General features: G+C 41.0%; 14 protein-coding genes, 1 tRNA gene and 1 pseudogene. 15 read left to right on the top strand and 1 reads right to left on the bottom strand.

Annotation, left to right across the window (positions count from 1 at the left end; translation table 11 throughout):
• Positions 1-10 precede the first annotated feature (10 nt).
• The 10 genes from C5Z25_RS01520 to C5Z25_RS01475 all read left to right on the top strand — a co-directional run bounded on the left by C5Z25_RS01520 (position 11) and on the right by C5Z25_RS01475 (position 10202).
• A complete protein-coding gene (locus tag C5Z25_RS01520) occupies positions 11-373 on the top strand; it encodes a DUF6711 family protein (protein WP_105451025.1) in 363 nt (120 codons plus the stop codon).
• Between the two features lie 15 nt (positions 374-388).
• A complete protein-coding gene (locus C5Z25_RS01515) occupies positions 389-6688 on the top strand; it encodes a gp58-like family protein (protein WP_105451023.1) in 6300 nt (2099 codons plus the stop codon).
• A gap of 1 nt (position 6689) precedes the next feature.
• A complete protein-coding gene (locus tag C5Z25_RS01510; RefSeq protein ID WP_105451021.1) occupies positions 6690-7124 on the top strand; it encodes a DUF1617 family protein in 435 nt (144 codons plus the stop codon).
• 2 nt (positions 7125-7126) lie between these two features.
• On the top strand, positions 7127-7369 hold the full coding sequence (locus C5Z25_RS01505) for a hypothetical protein (RefSeq protein ID WP_105451019.1): 243 nt from the start codon (positions 7127-7129) through the stop codon (positions 7367-7369).
• An 11-nt stretch (positions 7370-7380) separates the two neighbouring features.
• Positions 7381-7764: a hypothetical protein gene (locus tag C5Z25_RS01500; RefSeq protein ID WP_105451018.1), complete on the top strand. Its 384-nt coding sequence runs from the start codon at positions 7381-7383 to the stop codon at positions 7762-7764.
• Positions 7739-7963: a hypothetical protein gene (locus tag C5Z25_RS01495; protein WP_199774923.1), complete on the top strand. Its 225-nt coding sequence runs from the start codon at positions 7739-7741 to the stop codon at positions 7961-7963. The genes C5Z25_RS01500 and C5Z25_RS01495 overlap by 26 nt, the downstream gene beginning before the upstream one ends.
• Entirely contained in the window at positions 7963-8247 is a 285-nt protein-coding gene (locus tag C5Z25_RS01490) for a phage holin family protein (RefSeq protein WP_105451016.1), read from the top strand. The genes C5Z25_RS01495 and C5Z25_RS01490 overlap by 1 nt, the downstream gene beginning before the upstream one ends.
• Positions 8244-9173, top strand: coding sequence for a GH25 family lysozyme (locus tag C5Z25_RS01485; RefSeq protein WP_234002764.1), 930 nt, complete (start codon positions 8244-8246; stop codon positions 9171-9173). The genes C5Z25_RS01490 and C5Z25_RS01485 overlap by 4 nt, the downstream gene beginning before the upstream one ends.
• 350 nt (positions 9174-9523) lie before the next feature.
• A complete protein-coding gene (locus tag C5Z25_RS01480) occupies positions 9524-9790 on the top strand; it encodes an AbrB/MazE/SpoVT family DNA-binding domain-containing protein (protein ID WP_199774922.1) in 267 nt (88 codons plus the stop codon).
• A 76-nt stretch (positions 9791-9866) separates the two neighbouring features.
• Positions 9867-10202, top strand: a complete 336-nt coding sequence (locus C5Z25_RS01475; protein ID WP_105451014.1) for a type II toxin-antitoxin system PemK/MazF family toxin — start codon at positions 9867-9869, stop codon at positions 10200-10202.
• A 379-nt stretch (positions 10203-10581) separates the two neighbouring features.
• On the opposite strand, the gene C5Z25_RS01470 is transcribed toward C5Z25_RS01475, so the two are convergent.
• Positions 10582-10669 (bottom strand) — tRNA-Ser (locus C5Z25_RS01470).
• Between the two features lie 420 nt (positions 10670-11089).
• On the opposite strand from C5Z25_RS01470, the gene C5Z25_RS01465 reads away from it, so the two are divergent.
• The 5 genes and pseudogenes from C5Z25_RS01465 to C5Z25_RS01440 all read left to right on the top strand — a co-directional run bounded on the left by C5Z25_RS01465 (position 11090) and on the right by C5Z25_RS01440 (position 16916).
• Complete coding sequence (locus C5Z25_RS01465; RefSeq protein WP_158682881.1) at positions 11090-13186, top strand: DUF1430 domain-containing protein; 2097 nt, start codon at positions 11090-11092, stop codon at positions 13184-13186.
• A complete protein-coding gene (locus tag C5Z25_RS01460; RefSeq protein ID WP_105451010.1) occupies positions 13176-13832 on the top strand; it encodes an ABC transporter ATP-binding protein in 657 nt (218 codons plus the stop codon). Before C5Z25_RS01465 ends, C5Z25_RS01460 begins: the two co-directional genes overlap by 11 nt.
• Positions 13833-13946: 114 nt before the next feature.
• Entirely contained in the window at positions 13947-14507 is a 561-nt protein-coding gene (locus tag C5Z25_RS01455) for a sugar O-acetyltransferase (RefSeq protein ID WP_105451008.1), read from the top strand.
• 196 nt (positions 14508-14703) lie between these two features.
• Positions 14704-15264 carry a TMEM175 family protein gene (locus C5Z25_RS01450; RefSeq protein ID WP_105451006.1) on the top strand — a complete coding sequence of 187 codons (561 nt, stop codon included), beginning with the start codon at positions 14704-14706 and terminating at the stop codon, positions 15262-15264.
• A 483-nt stretch (positions 15265-15747) separates the two neighbouring features.
• Positions 15748-16916, top strand: a pseudogene (locus C5Z25_RS01440) (hydroxymethylglutaryl-CoA synthase).
• Positions 16917-16957: the final 41 nt, after the last annotated feature.

Genomic DNA, 16957 nt, shown 5'->3' with positions numbered 1-16957 from the left:
ATGATTACGATTGTCATATTCGCTATCAATCGGCGGGACACAGGTTAAAGCACCTGCGTCTTTAGAATGTATTATTCAAGATATAGATGCCAAGGCTTCTCGTGACGCTAATGGGTTATTACATCGTGACCGAGTAGCTGTAAAACGCAAACTAACAATTAAATGGGGACCATTAACGGTCACTGAATGTAGCGCAATCCTAAAAGCTGTCTCCGGACAGTTTTTTTCTTGCAGTTATTTGGATGCGCAAGAAGGTAGCATAGTCACTAAAACTTTTTATGTTGGTGACCGAACGACACCTATTTACACTTTTAACACGGATATGTCCAAATATATTTGGCAAAATGTTCAAATGGACTTTATCGAACAATAGTAAGGAGGTGATAAAGTGATTACACAATCAGATCAAGCCCGAGCTGCGTGGCAAGCTACCGAACGTCTTTTAGATGCGGTAGTAGTCATCAATGGCGCTAGCTATAAAACAACTGATTTAGCGTCTGTTGAGTACGATTCAGGTGGCTACACCGGTGACACGTTCGGCATCGGGTCCAATTACGAAAACAGTGTGACAATCAAATTCTCACATCTGGTTGAGGGACTAAAACCTGGGATGACGGTTAAGCCTAAAATCGGCATCAAGACGTCAAGTGGCTATGAATATAGTCCACTAGGCGTCTTTATTATTTCAACCGACATTCAAATGGACCGTAATAACGATGAGACAATCATCAAGTGCTATGACCAGATGTGTTTGATGGAGAACATATATACTTCGAAGCTATCTTATCCGGCTAAGGTAATAGATGTCATAGCCGAAATTGCTAATAAAGCTGGCGTTGTACTCAATACAGATGATATTAGCCGGCTACCAACGCAAGTAAACTTGCCTAGTGCAATCAAAGGACAGACGTATCGTAACGCTATAGGAATGATTGCCCAGTTTTATGCGGGATTTGTAACCTTTGATCGTGACGGTAAGTTAACTATCAGGACGTTAACCGACCCAGATTATTTGCTTGCCCCTAGTAGCTATGAACAGGCTGGACTAACAAAAAATGAAGCTACTTATAGAATTGGTGGTATCTCATGTGAAGTAACCACGACTAGTAAAGACTCAGCTGGCGATAGTACTGATACAACCAGTACGCTGCAAGCTGGGTCAACGAGTGGCGCTCAAATTCAGCTAACTAATAATCTGATGACAGTAGACCGGCTCGAAGCTATCTGGGAACAATTAAAAACATTAAACTTTTACCCATTTAGTCTTAATTGGTTTGGCAATCCTGCAATAGAAGCTGGTGACTGGCTAACGCTACAAGATACTAAAGGTAACAAATTCAACGTACCTAACAGTTCTTATACAATGACCTTTGATGGAAGCTTATCAGCAGTATCTAAGGCCGACCAAACTTCAACTGCTAGCGATGGGTATGCTTGGCGTGGCGAACTAACACAAGTTGTCCAAGACTTGGCTGGACGAAACGGAGCCACAGGTAACTATATCTATGGTCCCGATACTATCTACCCACCAACCAATGCTAAGTTTAATGATCTATGGTACAAGCAAAATGGTAATCATCTAGAGATGTGGACCTTTGAACGTCAAAGCGACGGCTCTGGTAAGTGGGTATTAACGGTGTCTGATAGTACCGGTGAAGATGTCAAGGCCATGGTCAAAGAGGAACAAGAAGCAACAAAAAAGATGACCGGCAGCGTCAACTCAGCTGTGGCTCAAGCCAATGTTGCAGTAGCACAAGCCGGCTTCTCAAACAGCACCGCCAGTGAGGCTAAATCGCAAGCGGCGGTAGCAACGGTAACGGCTGGTAATGCAATGACTAATGCCACGCAGTCACTTGGCAAAGCAAGTAGTGCTTTGACAGCTGCTAACTCAGCGATTGCTGATACTAAAACGGCTAATTCGACTGCCACCCAGGCTTTGACAACGGCTAGTGGTGCGGTTGGGACGGCGAATAGCGCTTTAACGGTTGCGAATGATACAATGGCTGACTTTAAACAGCTTGATACGCTAGGCCGAAACTACTTTAGCCTAAGTTTTTGGAAAGAAAACAATTATGTCGAGGGTAACTTTACTGATGTCGACATTAAGCTAGCAGCTAACACTGCTTATACCGTCAGCAGCGATATGGGGCTAAATGGTGATCAGGGTGCTTATATTTTTGCCGGGGTAAAAGGCTTTACACCTCAAACCGGGAATAATGGCGTTTACCTTGACCACCCCATCACAGTCACAACAGGCACCGATGGAATTTTAACAATTAAAACCCGATGGTTTGACCCACTAGATTTAAAGACACTCATCATGATAGCTAAGGGTGATAAAGCTTTACCATGGGTATCCGCCCAAGAAGATATCACGACGCAGTTTATCGACGTCTATGGTCAACTAAGCAGTAAGGTCGAACAAACGATTTATGACACGCTTAAAGGCACTGTAAACACCCAAGGAACACAGCTATCGCAGACGCAAACGGAACTAGCTGCTAAAGCCAGCTCACAATCGGTAAATAATCTGACTAAGACCGTCACAGATAACACGGCGGCGGTCAAAGTAGTTGCTGATGGTTTGCAAGCTAAAGCAGATAGCAAAACGGTCGACACGCTAAAGCAGACGGTAACCAGCAACACAACAGCAGTCAAACTTGCCAGCGATGGACTAAAGCTAAAAGCTGATAGCTCGGTTGTGGACGCCATCAACAACACAGTGGCCACGCATACTGCTGAGATTGCGGCTAACGCTAATGGGTTGACGTCTAAAGTGTCACAGACTGACTTCGATGCGATGAGCATCGGTGGCCGGAATTATGCATTAAATTCGTATGATTATTCTGGCGGCCATTGGACCATCCAAGGCAGTGTACTCGCAGATGAATATATGGGTACTAAGATCTTTAGTAGTGCAGTTGAATGGGGTGGCCCTGAATACAAGGTAGCCGATTTAGCAGGGCCTTTTTCTCCGGATGATTATGTGACAATCTCGGCTTACATGCGAACAGTCGCTGATGGGCAAATTGCCAAAGTAGGGGTATATGGTAACGCCCCGTCATTCAATCCAATTGGACGGGTAACTAATGAGTGGCAACGTTTTAGTGCCACTTTTAAATTTTCAGACATTGCCGCATATACCATTCGAATAGAACCGCATGAATTTGATGCGACTATCCCAGATATGACAGTCTATCAGGCTGCGGTTCAAATTGAAAAAGGCACCAAGCCAACCGACTGGTCGCCAGCCCCCGAAGACTTAGCGACTAACACTGACCTGACAGACTTAACAAAAACCGTTACTACCCAGTCAACAGTTTCACAGCAGACGCAAGCTGAGGTGGCGCTTAAAGCTGATAGTAAAATAGTTGATACGCTTAAAAGCACTGTGGCAAACAATTCAACATCTATTTCAACTACAGCAAAGGGCCTAGCACTAAAGGCCGATGCATCCGTGGTCAACACGCTTACTAAGACCGTGTCAAATAATTCACTAGCAATTACCGCCAATGCGGACCAATTTAAGTTACAGCTGAGTGATACCAACACAAAACTCAACAGCGCCCGAGATAACTTAATTTTAAAACCATGGTTTGATGACAAAGATATCGGGAAGTGGCAATTTGGCACTTCTTACTACGAAGCTGATGCCGCTAAGACGCTAACCGGCCACATCGGACTGCTAAAATTTACCCTCCGTGACAGTGGCGAGGGTGGCAATAGTTTCCCGGTTTCGGCGGGTGAGACTTACTATCTCGAAGCTTATATGTCGGCTTTACATGCAAACTATAATCTGGCATTTGGTATAAAAGTGGTGAAATCAGATGGCAGCAGTGCTTGGATATCAGCATTTATCGTTCCTAAGGGAACGGGACTAGCTAAGTACACGGGGACAATCACTATCCCAGCTGATGGAGCCACTGGTTCGCCATGGCTACAAATTTATGGGCCAGCTACCGAAGACTTAGGTTTTGCGTGTGGTAATGGCTTTCGGATTTCGAAGAATGCTTCGATTGGTCAAGTCAACGGCTTGGCCGGAACAGTCTCAACTCACACAACCGAGCTAGCTACGAATACAAAAAATATCGCTTTAAAGGCTAGCCAAACAGATGTCAGCACTTTAACCGGACGGGTCACGACTGCCGAGGGTAAGCTGACGGTGGCTAACAACCAGATTTTACAGTCGGTCACGAAAACTGATTTAAAGACGACTTTGGGTAGCTACGCCACGCAGTCTTGGACGTCAGGGCAAATCAGCACTACGGCGGACAGCTTGAAGCTATCGGTTAGCAAGGTGCAAAGTAACTTGGATGGACTAGAACTTGGCGGTCGTAATTATTTGATGGGTACTGCTAACCCGTTCGTAGCGACGTATAATGCGACAACGACCAGCCAATATGGGTCAATTACTCAATGGAAATATTCATTTGGCGAATTCAATAAGTCCAATTTTAACATCGGTGATATTTTGACTTGGTCATTTGATTGGCAAGTAAGCGGTGTAAAAGCCTATGGCAACATTGGTTTGTATATCGAAACCAGTCCATACGCTATTGTTTCTGCTACGGGAACATCTGGATCAATCTCACAAGAGGTGACTACAAGTGCAAATAGCACGCAAGGCCATGTCACAGTAACGGTTAAATTGAATGCTGTTACGAGTTCTTCGCTAAATTGCATGAAAATATTTGCTCGGCCAGCTTTTAACGGGACGGTTACCATAACTAACGCAAAGCTTGAAAAAGGAACTAGAGCTACTGACTGGTCACCGGCACCTGAAGATGCGGCTACGCAAGTTCAGTATTCAAGCTTGGAAGTTAAGCTGAATGGGATGCAGGCTACGGTAAATGGCAAAGCTAGCACATCACAAGTCACACAGTTGTCTAATCAGATTACATCAACAATCACATCTAGTGGCGCTACAAATTATGTTTATGATCCGTTATTTTTAGATGGTTCTAAATCAAACTGGTATAACGACGGTAGTAATTTTTTCTATGTTTCTAACAATGCTGTCTCAGCTAAAGACGGCAGTGCTTCAATGGGAACTTTTCAAAAAAATATTGGCACTGCAGGAACTGTTACCTATAGAGTAATTAATAGTAAAAAGATGTTTTTCTCAAATGATGGTTCACAAACTATAACGGCGACTGCATGGGTTAAAATCTATTCAGAAACTGCTGGTGATGTCCGATTCTTTATTGATATCGCTACTTTTAGTAATGATAATCTTGCCGACTGGGCACGAGTAGAATTCAAAGATTCAAATCAAGTTTCAGCGACTACTGCGGCAATAGGTGTGTGGCAAAAGGTAACTGCTGTTTTTAAACCGACAAAAGCTTTCCAATATATTTCTTTGGGATTGTATACTGCATATCATGGAATTGGCTCAGCTCATGGGATGTTCTCACAACCAATGATGAGTATAGCCGGTGATATTCCCTTTACTGATAGAGAACCATCAGCATCACAAATTACCCAACTACAAGACAACATCAACCTCCGTGTGGTTAAAAATAACGTCATCAATCAAATCAACATTTCGACTGAGGGCGTCTTAATTGCCGGTCAGAAAGTTCACATCACGGGGACGACTACCATCGACGCCGCAGTGATAAAATCAGCAAATATCGCTAGCATTGCGGCAGATAAGATTACTACTGGGACACTAAATGCGGCCAACGTCAATGTGATTAACTTGAATGCTAGTCACATTACTACCGGTACTTTAACTGGTTCTAATTTGCAAATTAATCTTAATACTGGTGTCGTTACCTTTCAAAAAGGCCGTATTCACAATTCGACTAACACTCTTGATATTAATATCGACAGTGGGTATGTGTCGGTTGCCGATGCTTCGTCACGTGTACTACTAAAAGGCGGGTCAATACAATTTGTTGGACCGCAAATATTTGATTTACAAACTACACCTTATTTAAATATTACTAATACAGTTGCTGGAGCGTCATTTGCTGGAGCATCATTTATTGGACGCGATTATGCTTTGCTTACAAACTCAGCTAATTCTATGGATATATTTGATTTTGGATTTGGCGTTGAGACATTTAGTGGAATTTCTACAGGGAAATCCACTTTTGGTTGGCAGCCTACCAAGGTAGGCGGGGCAGAACGAGGAATTGTTATGTCCGGAGGGGCAAAAACAAAGTTCAATGGTTATGGCGCAGACAGTTCTCCTAAAATTTCGATTGGCGTTACAGATAGTTCAGGGACAAAATTTAATGGAAATAGAATTTTAATTTGGGGTGAATATGTTCACATTCCAAGTGCTTTTATCCACACAACCAGTAAATCATCAAATGTTTTTATCAGTGACGATGGCGCATTGGTACGGTCAACATCTGCATCCAAATACAAGACTAACATCGTGCGAGGGTTCTCAACAGATTACGGTGAGAAGCTTATTAATTTACCAACAGCAACATGGATTGATAAAGCTAGTCTTGAACGATATAGCGAAGACCCAACTCAGCCAATTCCTGAACTTAATTATGGGATGATTGCGGAAGATTTAGCCGCTGCTGGGGTAGAAAAATTAGTGGTTCGTAACGAGAACGGAGGTTTGGAAGGTATTCAGTATGACCGGATTGCTGTCGCATTACTACCACTAATTAAGAATATGAAAGAACAAATTGAAGAACTAAAACAAAAACTGGAGGCTTCATAAAATGAAATTCACAATTGAAAATCAATATATTAGCGGCGCAGTGGTTTTAATGCAGCAGCTACCACTGGCTGGCTACCAATCAATGGCTCGGACCCGCTTTATCCGGGTCTTAAAGGACCAAGTAAAGTCACTTGAAGACGCACGTAAAGATCTATTTGACGAGTTTGGCGAAAAGGATAAAGATGGCAAACTCATCGTTGAAAACGACAGCTACAAGCTTAAAGATGGTAAGTCAGATGAGTTCCAAGACGCATATACTAAGCTGATGACGGAAACTGGCGAAGTTGATAAGGCTACTTATACTGATCACAAAGCCGATATTCAAGATGTTTTAAAGAACTGCAAGCTAGAATTGTCAGGTGATGACGCCACTATTTATGCGGCTTTATGCGACGCTTTGGATGTAACTTTCGACGACAAAAAAGGAGATAAATAATCATGTTAAAAACAAATAAGTCTACTACTATTACAGGTCAATCAACTATCGACGGTCAGACAGTCATGAGCTTTAGTGCAAACCTTGGTCAAGATTCAAGTAGCAACAATTCGAACCAATCAGTCATTGACTACGCCTTATACGAAGCCAATAAAGCGGCCGTTCGTAAAGATGCGGCTGATTTCCAAGCCAAGGTTTACGATGAAGAAGACAAGCTAGCTAGTGACACTGATACGACCGAATAGGCGGTGATAGAATGTTTTATCACTTAAATAAAAATAGATTTTGGCTGTGGAAAGCTTTAGAAACGTACGGCTTGGGGATTTATTTCATCATCAAAAGTAATACGTTTCAGTTTCAGCCACCAAGGCCGACTTTATTAGACATTTTTGATGATCCACCAATTATTTTTATACTAGCGGTAGTGGGAACTTTTGCGCTAGTCTACACATTGTGGGACGTCAATTTATACTACTACAAACCAATCATGACCGGACTATTAACTTTTGTCTGGTTATTTTTTATGATTGCATTTGTGTTCCATGACTTTGAAACAGGTCAGTATTTAAGCTTTGAAAGTATGTACGCATTTTTTGTCTTGGGGTCAATGTTACATGAGATTTTATTTGGGGATGATTGATTTGAGTGACGCGGTTATCGTTGCCTTAATCACAGTGACCGGTTCAATCCTAGTCGCGTCCCTAACGCAGTTTGTATCAATTTATAACAGCAATAAGGTGAGTGGTGGCAACAATTTGAAAAAAGAGAATGAAGGACTGAAGAAACAGGTTGATGATTTGCAGGAAATCGTTGACTATTATCGGAAGAAGGAAAAGTAATGATGGAATTTATTCAACTGATTAATGGTGGCACAATTTTTTTGATTGCAGTCGCAACGTATTTAATCGTGTGGGGGGTCAAAATGAGCAAGTTAAGTAATCAATTCTTGCCGTTAGTAGCGCTAGTAATTGGGGCGTTGATTGGGTTCCTTGTTAGTACAGTTCAGGGCGATGTGACTTGGCTAGTAGGCCTGATTGATGGCATGGTAGCTGGTGCGGTCAGTGTCGGCGGTAACGAAGTATTCAAATCAATTACACATGTGCTAGATGGAGGTGTAGAATGATGAGCTTAAACGGTATTGATGTGGCGAGTTATCAAACAGGCCTGAATGTTGGTAAAGTCGCAGGTGATTTCGTCATTGTGAAAGTGACTGAAGGGACAGATTATACGAATCCGGCATGGAGCGGTCATGTTAAGCAGGCACTCGCGTCAGGCAAAAAACTAGGACTTTACCATTTTATCCGGAATGATAGTGATGTAAGAAAACAAGCTGACCATTTTCTGTCAAAGGTAAAGCCATACATCGGCAAAGCTGTTTTGATTCTCGATTTCGAAAATACGAGTGGTTCGACAATTCAAAATCAAACTGGCGTTGGGCTAGCAAAACAGTGGCTCGATTATGTTTATAGCCAGACTGGTGTACACTCGATTCTATATACGGGAATCAATTGTGAGAACGTATTGAATTGGGACACTGTCGTGAATGCCAATTACGGCCTGTGGATTGCACAGTATAATAATTACAATACGGTAGATGGATTTAATCCACGTGACCTTTATGGGTCACTGAAACATTGGAAGACTGCGACAATGTTTCAGTATACGAGTACTGGCCGTCTATCTGGTTGGAATGGTAATCTTGATTTCAGCGTGTTTTATGGGAATAAGGCTACCTGGGATAAGTATGCCAAGGCAACTAAGACAGCGGTACCTGCACTAAGCAAGCCTAAAACGGCTGTCCCTAAGTGGGTCAAGGAGAAAAAGACGTACACGCTCAAAACGGCCGTGAAGCTTCGGACCGCACCATCAATGGATGCGAGTGTGATTGCAGTTCTCTCTGCTGGCCAAACAGTTGACACGGATCAGGCCATCATTCAAGGAGGCTACCGCTGGGTACGTCAACCGCGGTCGGACGGATACGGTTATTTAGCAACTGGTCCCGCAAACGATTCACTAGCTTATGTAAAAAGCAATGTTTCTCACACGTAATACACAGTCGTTTCGGGCGACAGCTGGTGGGCGTGCTCAACAATTTAGTACTGATATGAATGATTTAGCTAAATTAAATGGTATGAGCATAGATTTTATAATTTATTCAAATGAAAAGTTGACTATTAAGTAGTGAATGTTAATGAACCTTACGCTAAGTATAATTTTTAGTGTAAGGTTTTTTATTTTGCTAAAATGTAGTCAGGGGTGTATACTTGTTTTGCTGATAAAATATCAGCACTAACTAATAATGGTTTGGAGGATGCTGTTATGACTGTACGAGGATATGTAATACGAATATGTAGACCAATGTCAAGTAGATTTAGAATCAGAAACTGAGGTGAATTATTATGATGTTATCCACAAAGATTGTTAAGTTAGGCAACTCGCAAGGTCTGCGGCTTCAAAAGTCGCTCCTCAAAGAGATTGGAATTGTTAACCCAATTAATACGCCAGTTCACATCTCTGTAGAGGATGGCAAAATTTTAATTACACCCGTGAAATCAGAATCCAAGATTGCACATAGATTTGATAATTTTGATTTAGAAAGTTATCGAAGAGTGAACAAACCTGTAGAGTACGATTGGGGAGAACCTGTAGGAAAAGAAATGTTTTAAATCTATTGCCTAATTATGCTGGTCACTATATAGATAATTGGGCGATAAAATTAAAGCATAGGGAGTTGTGTTAAAAATGCAACAAGATATTTTTTCAAAAGGTTCCATTATTAAATTTTCTTTTGATCCGACGGTTGGACATGAACAGGCGGGGTATCGGCCAGCAGTAGTTGTTTCTAATGAAGACTTCCAACGATACACAACACTGGTACGGGTTATGCCAATCTCAAATCGAGAAAATCTATTTCCATTGCATATTCCTTTGGATGGGCGTACCAAAACAACTGGCAGTATTTTCACCGAGCAGATGAAAACAATTGATCCGATTGGTCGTCATGCTAAATATGTGGAAAATTGTCCTATGGATAAAGTAGATTTAGCAAACGAGATGTTGGCTGAGTCTATAGAATAAAAAAAGTGATATTCAATTGAATATCACTTAATATATGTATGAGAAGATGATTCCCCTGACAAGGACATCTTCTCATATTTTTTTTTGAATTACAAGTAATAACGTAGTTTTAAGTTATATATAAATCCCCCGCCTAGGTATTTGTGTGCTTTTGTCGTCGCTGTAATCCCTTGGGGCACAAGGAGTTACAGCGACGTGGATTTTTTTGGTGCACTTTTAAGTGCACTAAATCATCAAAATTTGGTGCTTTTTCGTAAAAGTGCACCAAAAAGTGCACCATTATATCAATTAAAGCCGTTTTGAAGCAATTAGATTAAAACAAAAACGCCGTCAATTCAACGATTGACGACGCTCAAGGTTGGTACCGATAATCAATTTAAGGAGAGTACAGGATTTGAACCTGCGCGCCGGTATTAGCCGGTTCGCCGGATTTCGAGTCCGGTGCATTACCACTCTGCCAACTCTCCAAAAGGTACCTAAATAGTATAGCATAATTTTGATTCAGAACAAATATTTATTCAAAATTTCCAGCATTCGACAGATAATCATCAGACACTACTTTTATCATTTCAAAAAATTACTCGATTGGTATCGTATAGGTATCTTTGCTAAGGTTTTATACACTGTTCTGAACCACTAGTTTAGCCAAGTTTTAATCTTAATAATCTCTCAACAAAAACACACCTTTTAATTAATCTAAGATGTAAAATAAACTCAATAGCCATATTTGAGTCTTTATTTTTACGACGGATTTATAATTGAAGTGCAGTGTATCATGGAATGAACCGTTATTTGAAGTGCTTTCTGATCCATGAGTTATTGATTTTTTATATGTAGTAGTGCATCATTAAATGAAAACGTTCTCTTTGGAAATGAAGGGTGCCAATATGAATCGGAAAATACTAGTCGCAGTCCTCTCAATTTTGTTGATTCTTTATGGTTTTATTGGATTAACTCAAAGTCAATCTAAAACTGATATTCGGCAGGCACAGCGGGCAACGAGGGTTTCTTCACAACGTTATCAATTATTTACGGTACCGAAAGTTCCAACTTCTCAAAAAAATTATGGTCAATTGATTGCGGCATTGAATCATGCGGCTAAAAAAACGCATACAAATTATTTCAAAAGACAAATTAAATACGGATGGGTGATCAAAAACCAGCAAGTTAATTATAGCCAGTCGCTAACACAGGTCACTTTTCAGATTGCAGGGGTCAAGCCAACGACGATTTTGGCTAATATCAACCAACCACGTGCAAGAGTTACAAGCCGTCGTTACCTGCTAAAAAAGCCACGCCTAGGTTTCAAACTGACCATGGAACCAATCGAGCAGAGTGTTCGAAAAGATCAACGTGAAGGAGACTATTACTTAGAAAGCTCAGATTCAAAGACGTATCAGCGTTTCTTAAAACTGAGCGCCTACTATTTAAATCAAGAAACTCACGAGCAAACCACCAGTAAAGAGTTCAGACCAAGCAAACAGGATAAAGCTGTACCGCTAGTACTTGAAGCAACTGATTTATCAGGGTATCAAGTTACAATATTATGTTTCCTAGGTATCTTTATCATTATTTTACTACTTGATAGTAGTCAAATGATTGCGGCTTATCGCTTGAATGGATTTACTGTTTTTAAGATTTTTACTAGTTTTTTTAGCAAGATAATTATGGTTGCGATTGTCATATTGGGTGTAGAATTCGTGATAACGATGTTAATTGGTTGGAAAATTTCAATTTTAGAAATGGGTACGTTATTACTTGGATTAGTACCGATACTGATGATTGCTTGGTTGACTATCTGGGGGATGACGTCTTTATCTCTAACGAATCAAGTGCGACGCCGAAATTATAATCGTTGGACCTTTTTAGGGCTATATGTGGTCAAAGCATTTTTTATTGTGTACATGTTTTTAGGTCTAATTCCATTGTTACAAGTTGCGACTGGTTCCTATAATGTTCTTAAAGGGCATACGGAGGCTTCAATGGTGGGAAACCAGTATGCGGTCTTTTATCCCCATGTCACGGGCAATGATTTTGTTGCGGGTAATATCACCTGGGCAGAATTAAATCAATTGGATACGACAATGTACACTGCTATTAATAAGCGAGGTGGCCTATTTTTTAATGATGACAGCATTTATCAAGCAATTCCTAAGTGCTATCAGTATCTATCAGTTAATCCTAATTATTTGCGCCAATATCCACTTTATGACACGGCAGGTCAGCGAATTACCATCGCCGAAAACACGTCTTCAATTTGGATGTTGATGCCAACTACAGCTAAGCCATTGACAACAAAAATGGTTGCCAGTATCAAAACAAATTTTGTTTATGACTTCGGGTATCGGCCCGCTGTAAAGGTCGTTTATTATCCTGCTAACCAAGCATTGGTTGATTTAACCAATGGCAAAACAATCAAAGCATGGCCGATGTTAATTAGCACACAAAATAATACTGGCAGTGCCTATCGTTCTGTGATGAACGGTCAAGGTGCTAGGGATGGTTTAAAAGTACCGGTTAAAGGTAATGTACGTAAAACCTATATGTCTCTTAGGCCGATTTTGGTTAAAAATAATTATTTGGATAACTATCCACAGCTGGTTAAGTTGAATGATTTACCGATGGAAGACTTAAAGATGGCCGTTGGTAACCTGCTTCACAACAGCGTGGCAGTGACGATTAGTGCGATTGTCACGTTCTTTCTAACTGGCTATATCACATTACTCTATTTCAAAGTTAATAAAAATTCGCTGACAATTAAACTTGTCAACGGCTATAGTTTGTTTAAAACATATCATCCCTTAATGATAATGCTAATGACCCAGGCAGGTGTAATGAGTTATCTAACAGTTAGCCAGCATCAAAACAATTTCTATTATTGGGCGCTAACCGGTTTGATAACAATTGTTGAGTTTGGCATCGTTTGTTTAACAGTTAAAAGATTAGAGCGTCAGAATATGAAGGAGCTTTTAAATGACAAATAAACCAACCGCAGTTGAAATGACGCACGTTAATAAGCATTATCGAGAGCGGGTTCTCTTCGACGACTTGAACTTGTCAATTAATGCCTATGAATTGACAACTATTTTTGGTAAAAGTGGTGCCGGTAAGTCAACGATTTTGAATATGATTGGTCTGTTGGAGTCAGTGGATGCTGGACAATTGAAGTTGTTTGGTCAAGTAGCGCCTAGCAGCCGGTCAACAGCCGCATTACGATTACGTCGAACTAAAATCAGTTACCTTTTCCAGAATTTTGGCTTGATTGATGATGGCACAGTTAGTCAAAACTTGGATATTGGCCTAGCTTATGTCAAGGCGAATCGAGCGGAAAAACGAAAACTTAAGGTGCAGGCTTTGCAAGATGTTCAACTGAATTGTCACCTTAAAACCAAAATTTATACGCTCTCTGGTGGTGAACAACAACGAGTGGCCGTGGCACGGCTACTCTTGAAGCCAGCAGACTTAATTTTAGCTGATGAACCAACTGGTGCTTTAGATTCAGAGAATCGAGAGATTTTAGGCCAATTACTCGTAAAATTACGTGAACAAGGTAAGACAGTTGTGGTTGTTTCACACGATCATTATTTTGAACAAATTAGCGACCGAATTATTGATTTAGCAGCTTTCTGATCTATGGAAATGATGTCTTTGCAAGACGTACAAACGCTTAACCATCATGAGCGATAAGTTATTTGACTTAGACCTAACTGTAAGAGTTATCCTGGTTATGAAAGGACTGATTATATGAAAAGTGAACTTGAGAAACTTAAAGCAGGAGATTGGTATGATTTTTCTGATCCAGAAGTTGCGGCACGTAAGGCCAGAGCTGCTAAGTTATGTCAGGAATTTAATGTGATCTCTGCAACGGAACCGGCTAAACAAGTGCAAAAGATACAGGCTATTTTAGGTTCCTATGGTGCTCGTTTGTCGGTGCAAGCGCCATTTAATTGTGATTATGGAAAAAATATTCGAGTAGGACATGATTTTTTAAGCAATTATAATCTAACGGTTTTGGATATGGCTCCAGTTACGATTGGCAATAATGTCATGATTGGTCCTAACGTTGGCATATATACAGTTAATCATCCGTTAACGGCGGCTGGTCGTCGACAATATCTAGCACAAGCTAGTCCAATTACGATTGGTAATGATGTCTGGATGGGTGGTAGCGTGACAATTCTGCCAGGAGTGACAATTGGTAACAATGTGGTACTTGCTGCGGGGGCTGTCGTAACTAAGGATGTGCCAGATAATGTTATTGTTGCCGGTGTGCCAGCTAAGGTAATAAAATCCCTAGAAGCTTAAACGGGGAATTAACTGCTAGTCCAGTTAATCATATTAGTTGTGGCCAGCTTTGATTCTAAATTAAGTTATTTTGCTACGGATAAAGCTAACATGGTATGCTATAAATGATGAGAGCGTAAGTTACTGGGGAATTTAATTCAATAACCCGAAGTCACTAGTATGCGCTGAGTTAACCATTTAATTTTAGAGGTGTAAGATGACAAAGAATCGTTTAGAGGCATTTTTCGACGCTGTGATTGCTATTGTAATCACGATTTTAGTATTAGAACTTAAATTACCAGCGCAACATAGTTGGCATGGCATCGCCCAAATGGGGCCGGCTTTTTTAGCGTATTTGATTAGTTTTATTTTGCTAGCTAATATTTGGGTCAATCATCATCGATTATTTCAAGCCGTTAAAAAAATTGATAATCGGGTTTTGTGGGCTAGTATGAATATGTTGTTGTGGATTTCGTTAGTACCAGCAACCACGGCTTGGTTTGGGACGAATCTATTTTCGGTGCCAGCAGCATTCCTGTATTCAATTGTGATTGCGCTATTTAATATCTCATTTATCATTTTAACGGCAACCTTGGTGCGAGCTAATGCAGAAAATACCATATTAATACGTGCGGCGGCTGATAATCGTAAAATTAACCGTTGGTCGTTAGTGAATAATGTGATTAATTTGGTGATTTTATGGTTTTGGCCGCCATTTGCCTTGATTTCAACGATTATTAATTCGCTAATGTGGGTTAAACTCCATGGTAAAGCGTAAGTAAGTGTGGTATTCTAATGAAGAGGTAGTCACGTATCTCGTTTTAATTCAGAAGCTGATGGTTCAGCTTCTCCAAGAAGACATCCCAGTTTACTGGGGTGTCTTTTTTTATGTTCCAGTCATTTCAAATCAACCTGTTTTCGAGTAAAATGAAAGCATGGGTAAGTGAGCGTATGGATTTTGTTGAATTAGTCACGATTAACTTACAGCATACGCCGCTAGGGACTCGTTATCAGTTACCTAAACGGCACAATTTAGGATGAGGAGCAAGGCTATTATCGATATCCCAATGATAACCGCGATTTTGATGATACCGTTTTTGGGGTAGCTTCAACTTGGGCTACGTCAGCAATTTTAGTAATATTTCACCACGAATCAACCCAAGCGTTTGCGTGTTACAAAAACGGTAGCAATCCAGATTTCAAACGACTTGGATAAGTAATCAATCCCTAAAGATTGTAACTAACAAAATGGAGGTATAACATGGAAATTGGAATTGATAAGTTGCATTTCGCAACGTCACACTTGTATGTAGATATGGCCGAATTAGCGGCCGCTCGTAATGAAGCTCCTGATAAATATTTGATTGGGATTGGGCAGGCCAAAATGGCGGTTATCCCCCAAGTCAGGATGCGGTTACCTTGGCAGCTAACGCGGCGTATCCGATGTTGACAGCGGCTGACATTGATGCGATTGATTTACTAATTGTTGCGACTGAATCGGGAGTAGATAATTCTAAGGCGGCAGCAATCTATGTGGCACAGTTGTTAGGGCTTAAAAGACGGGTACGCACGATTGAATTAAAAGAAGCGTGTTATGCCGCCACTGCTGGTGTTCAGTTTGCACGAGATCATGTGCAGGTGCATCCAGATAAGAAAGTACTAGTAATCGGCACGGATGTGGCCCGTTATGGCTTACATACAGCTGGCGAGCCGACGCAAGGTGGCGGGGCAGTTGCGATGTTGATTAGTGCCAATCCGCAAGTGTTGGCTTTAAATGATGACGCGGTTGCCTTGAGCCAAGATGTCATGGACTTTTGGCGGCCGTTGTATCATACCGAGGCGTTAGTTGATGGTAAATATTCATCAAATATTTACATTGATTACTTTCAAGATGTCTTTAAAACTCATTTAACAGAACAGCAACGAACTTTGGCTGATTTTAAGGCATTAACATTTCATTTGCCATATACAAAAATGGGTATCAAGGCGTTACGGTCAGTGCTGCCTTTGGCGGATGCAACACAACAAGCCGCCTTATTAACCCATTTTGAGGCTGCTCGAGCTTTAAATCGACAAGTGGGTAACCTGTATACCGGGTCCCTATATTTAAGTCTATTGTCTTTGTTAGTATCAGATGCCAATTTGCAAGCTGATGACTTAATTGGGCTCTTTAGCTATGGTTCAGGTGCTGAAGGTGAATTCTATACTGGTCGGTTGCAGGCCAATTACCAACATGGTTTAGATTTAGGATTGCCCCAACGATTGGCTCGGCGGCAACGGGTGGCTGTTGCGACATATGAGGACCTGTTTACACATCAATTACAATGGCAAGCTGCGGATCAGACTATCGATTATGCAACTGATCCACATCGCTTTGTCTTAACCGGTCAGAAACAAGAGCAACGACAATATCGTGATCAACGGGTTTAAAAAAACATCATTGTAGTTAGCAATAACTGGCTACAATGATG

The organism is Lactobacillus sp. CBA3605 (assembly GCF_002970915.1).
In the GTDB taxonomy this organism is placed as follows: Bacteria; Bacillota; Bacilli; order Lactobacillales; family Lactobacillaceae; genus Lactiplantibacillus.
This window is presented reverse-complemented; position numbering and strand designations above follow the sequence as displayed.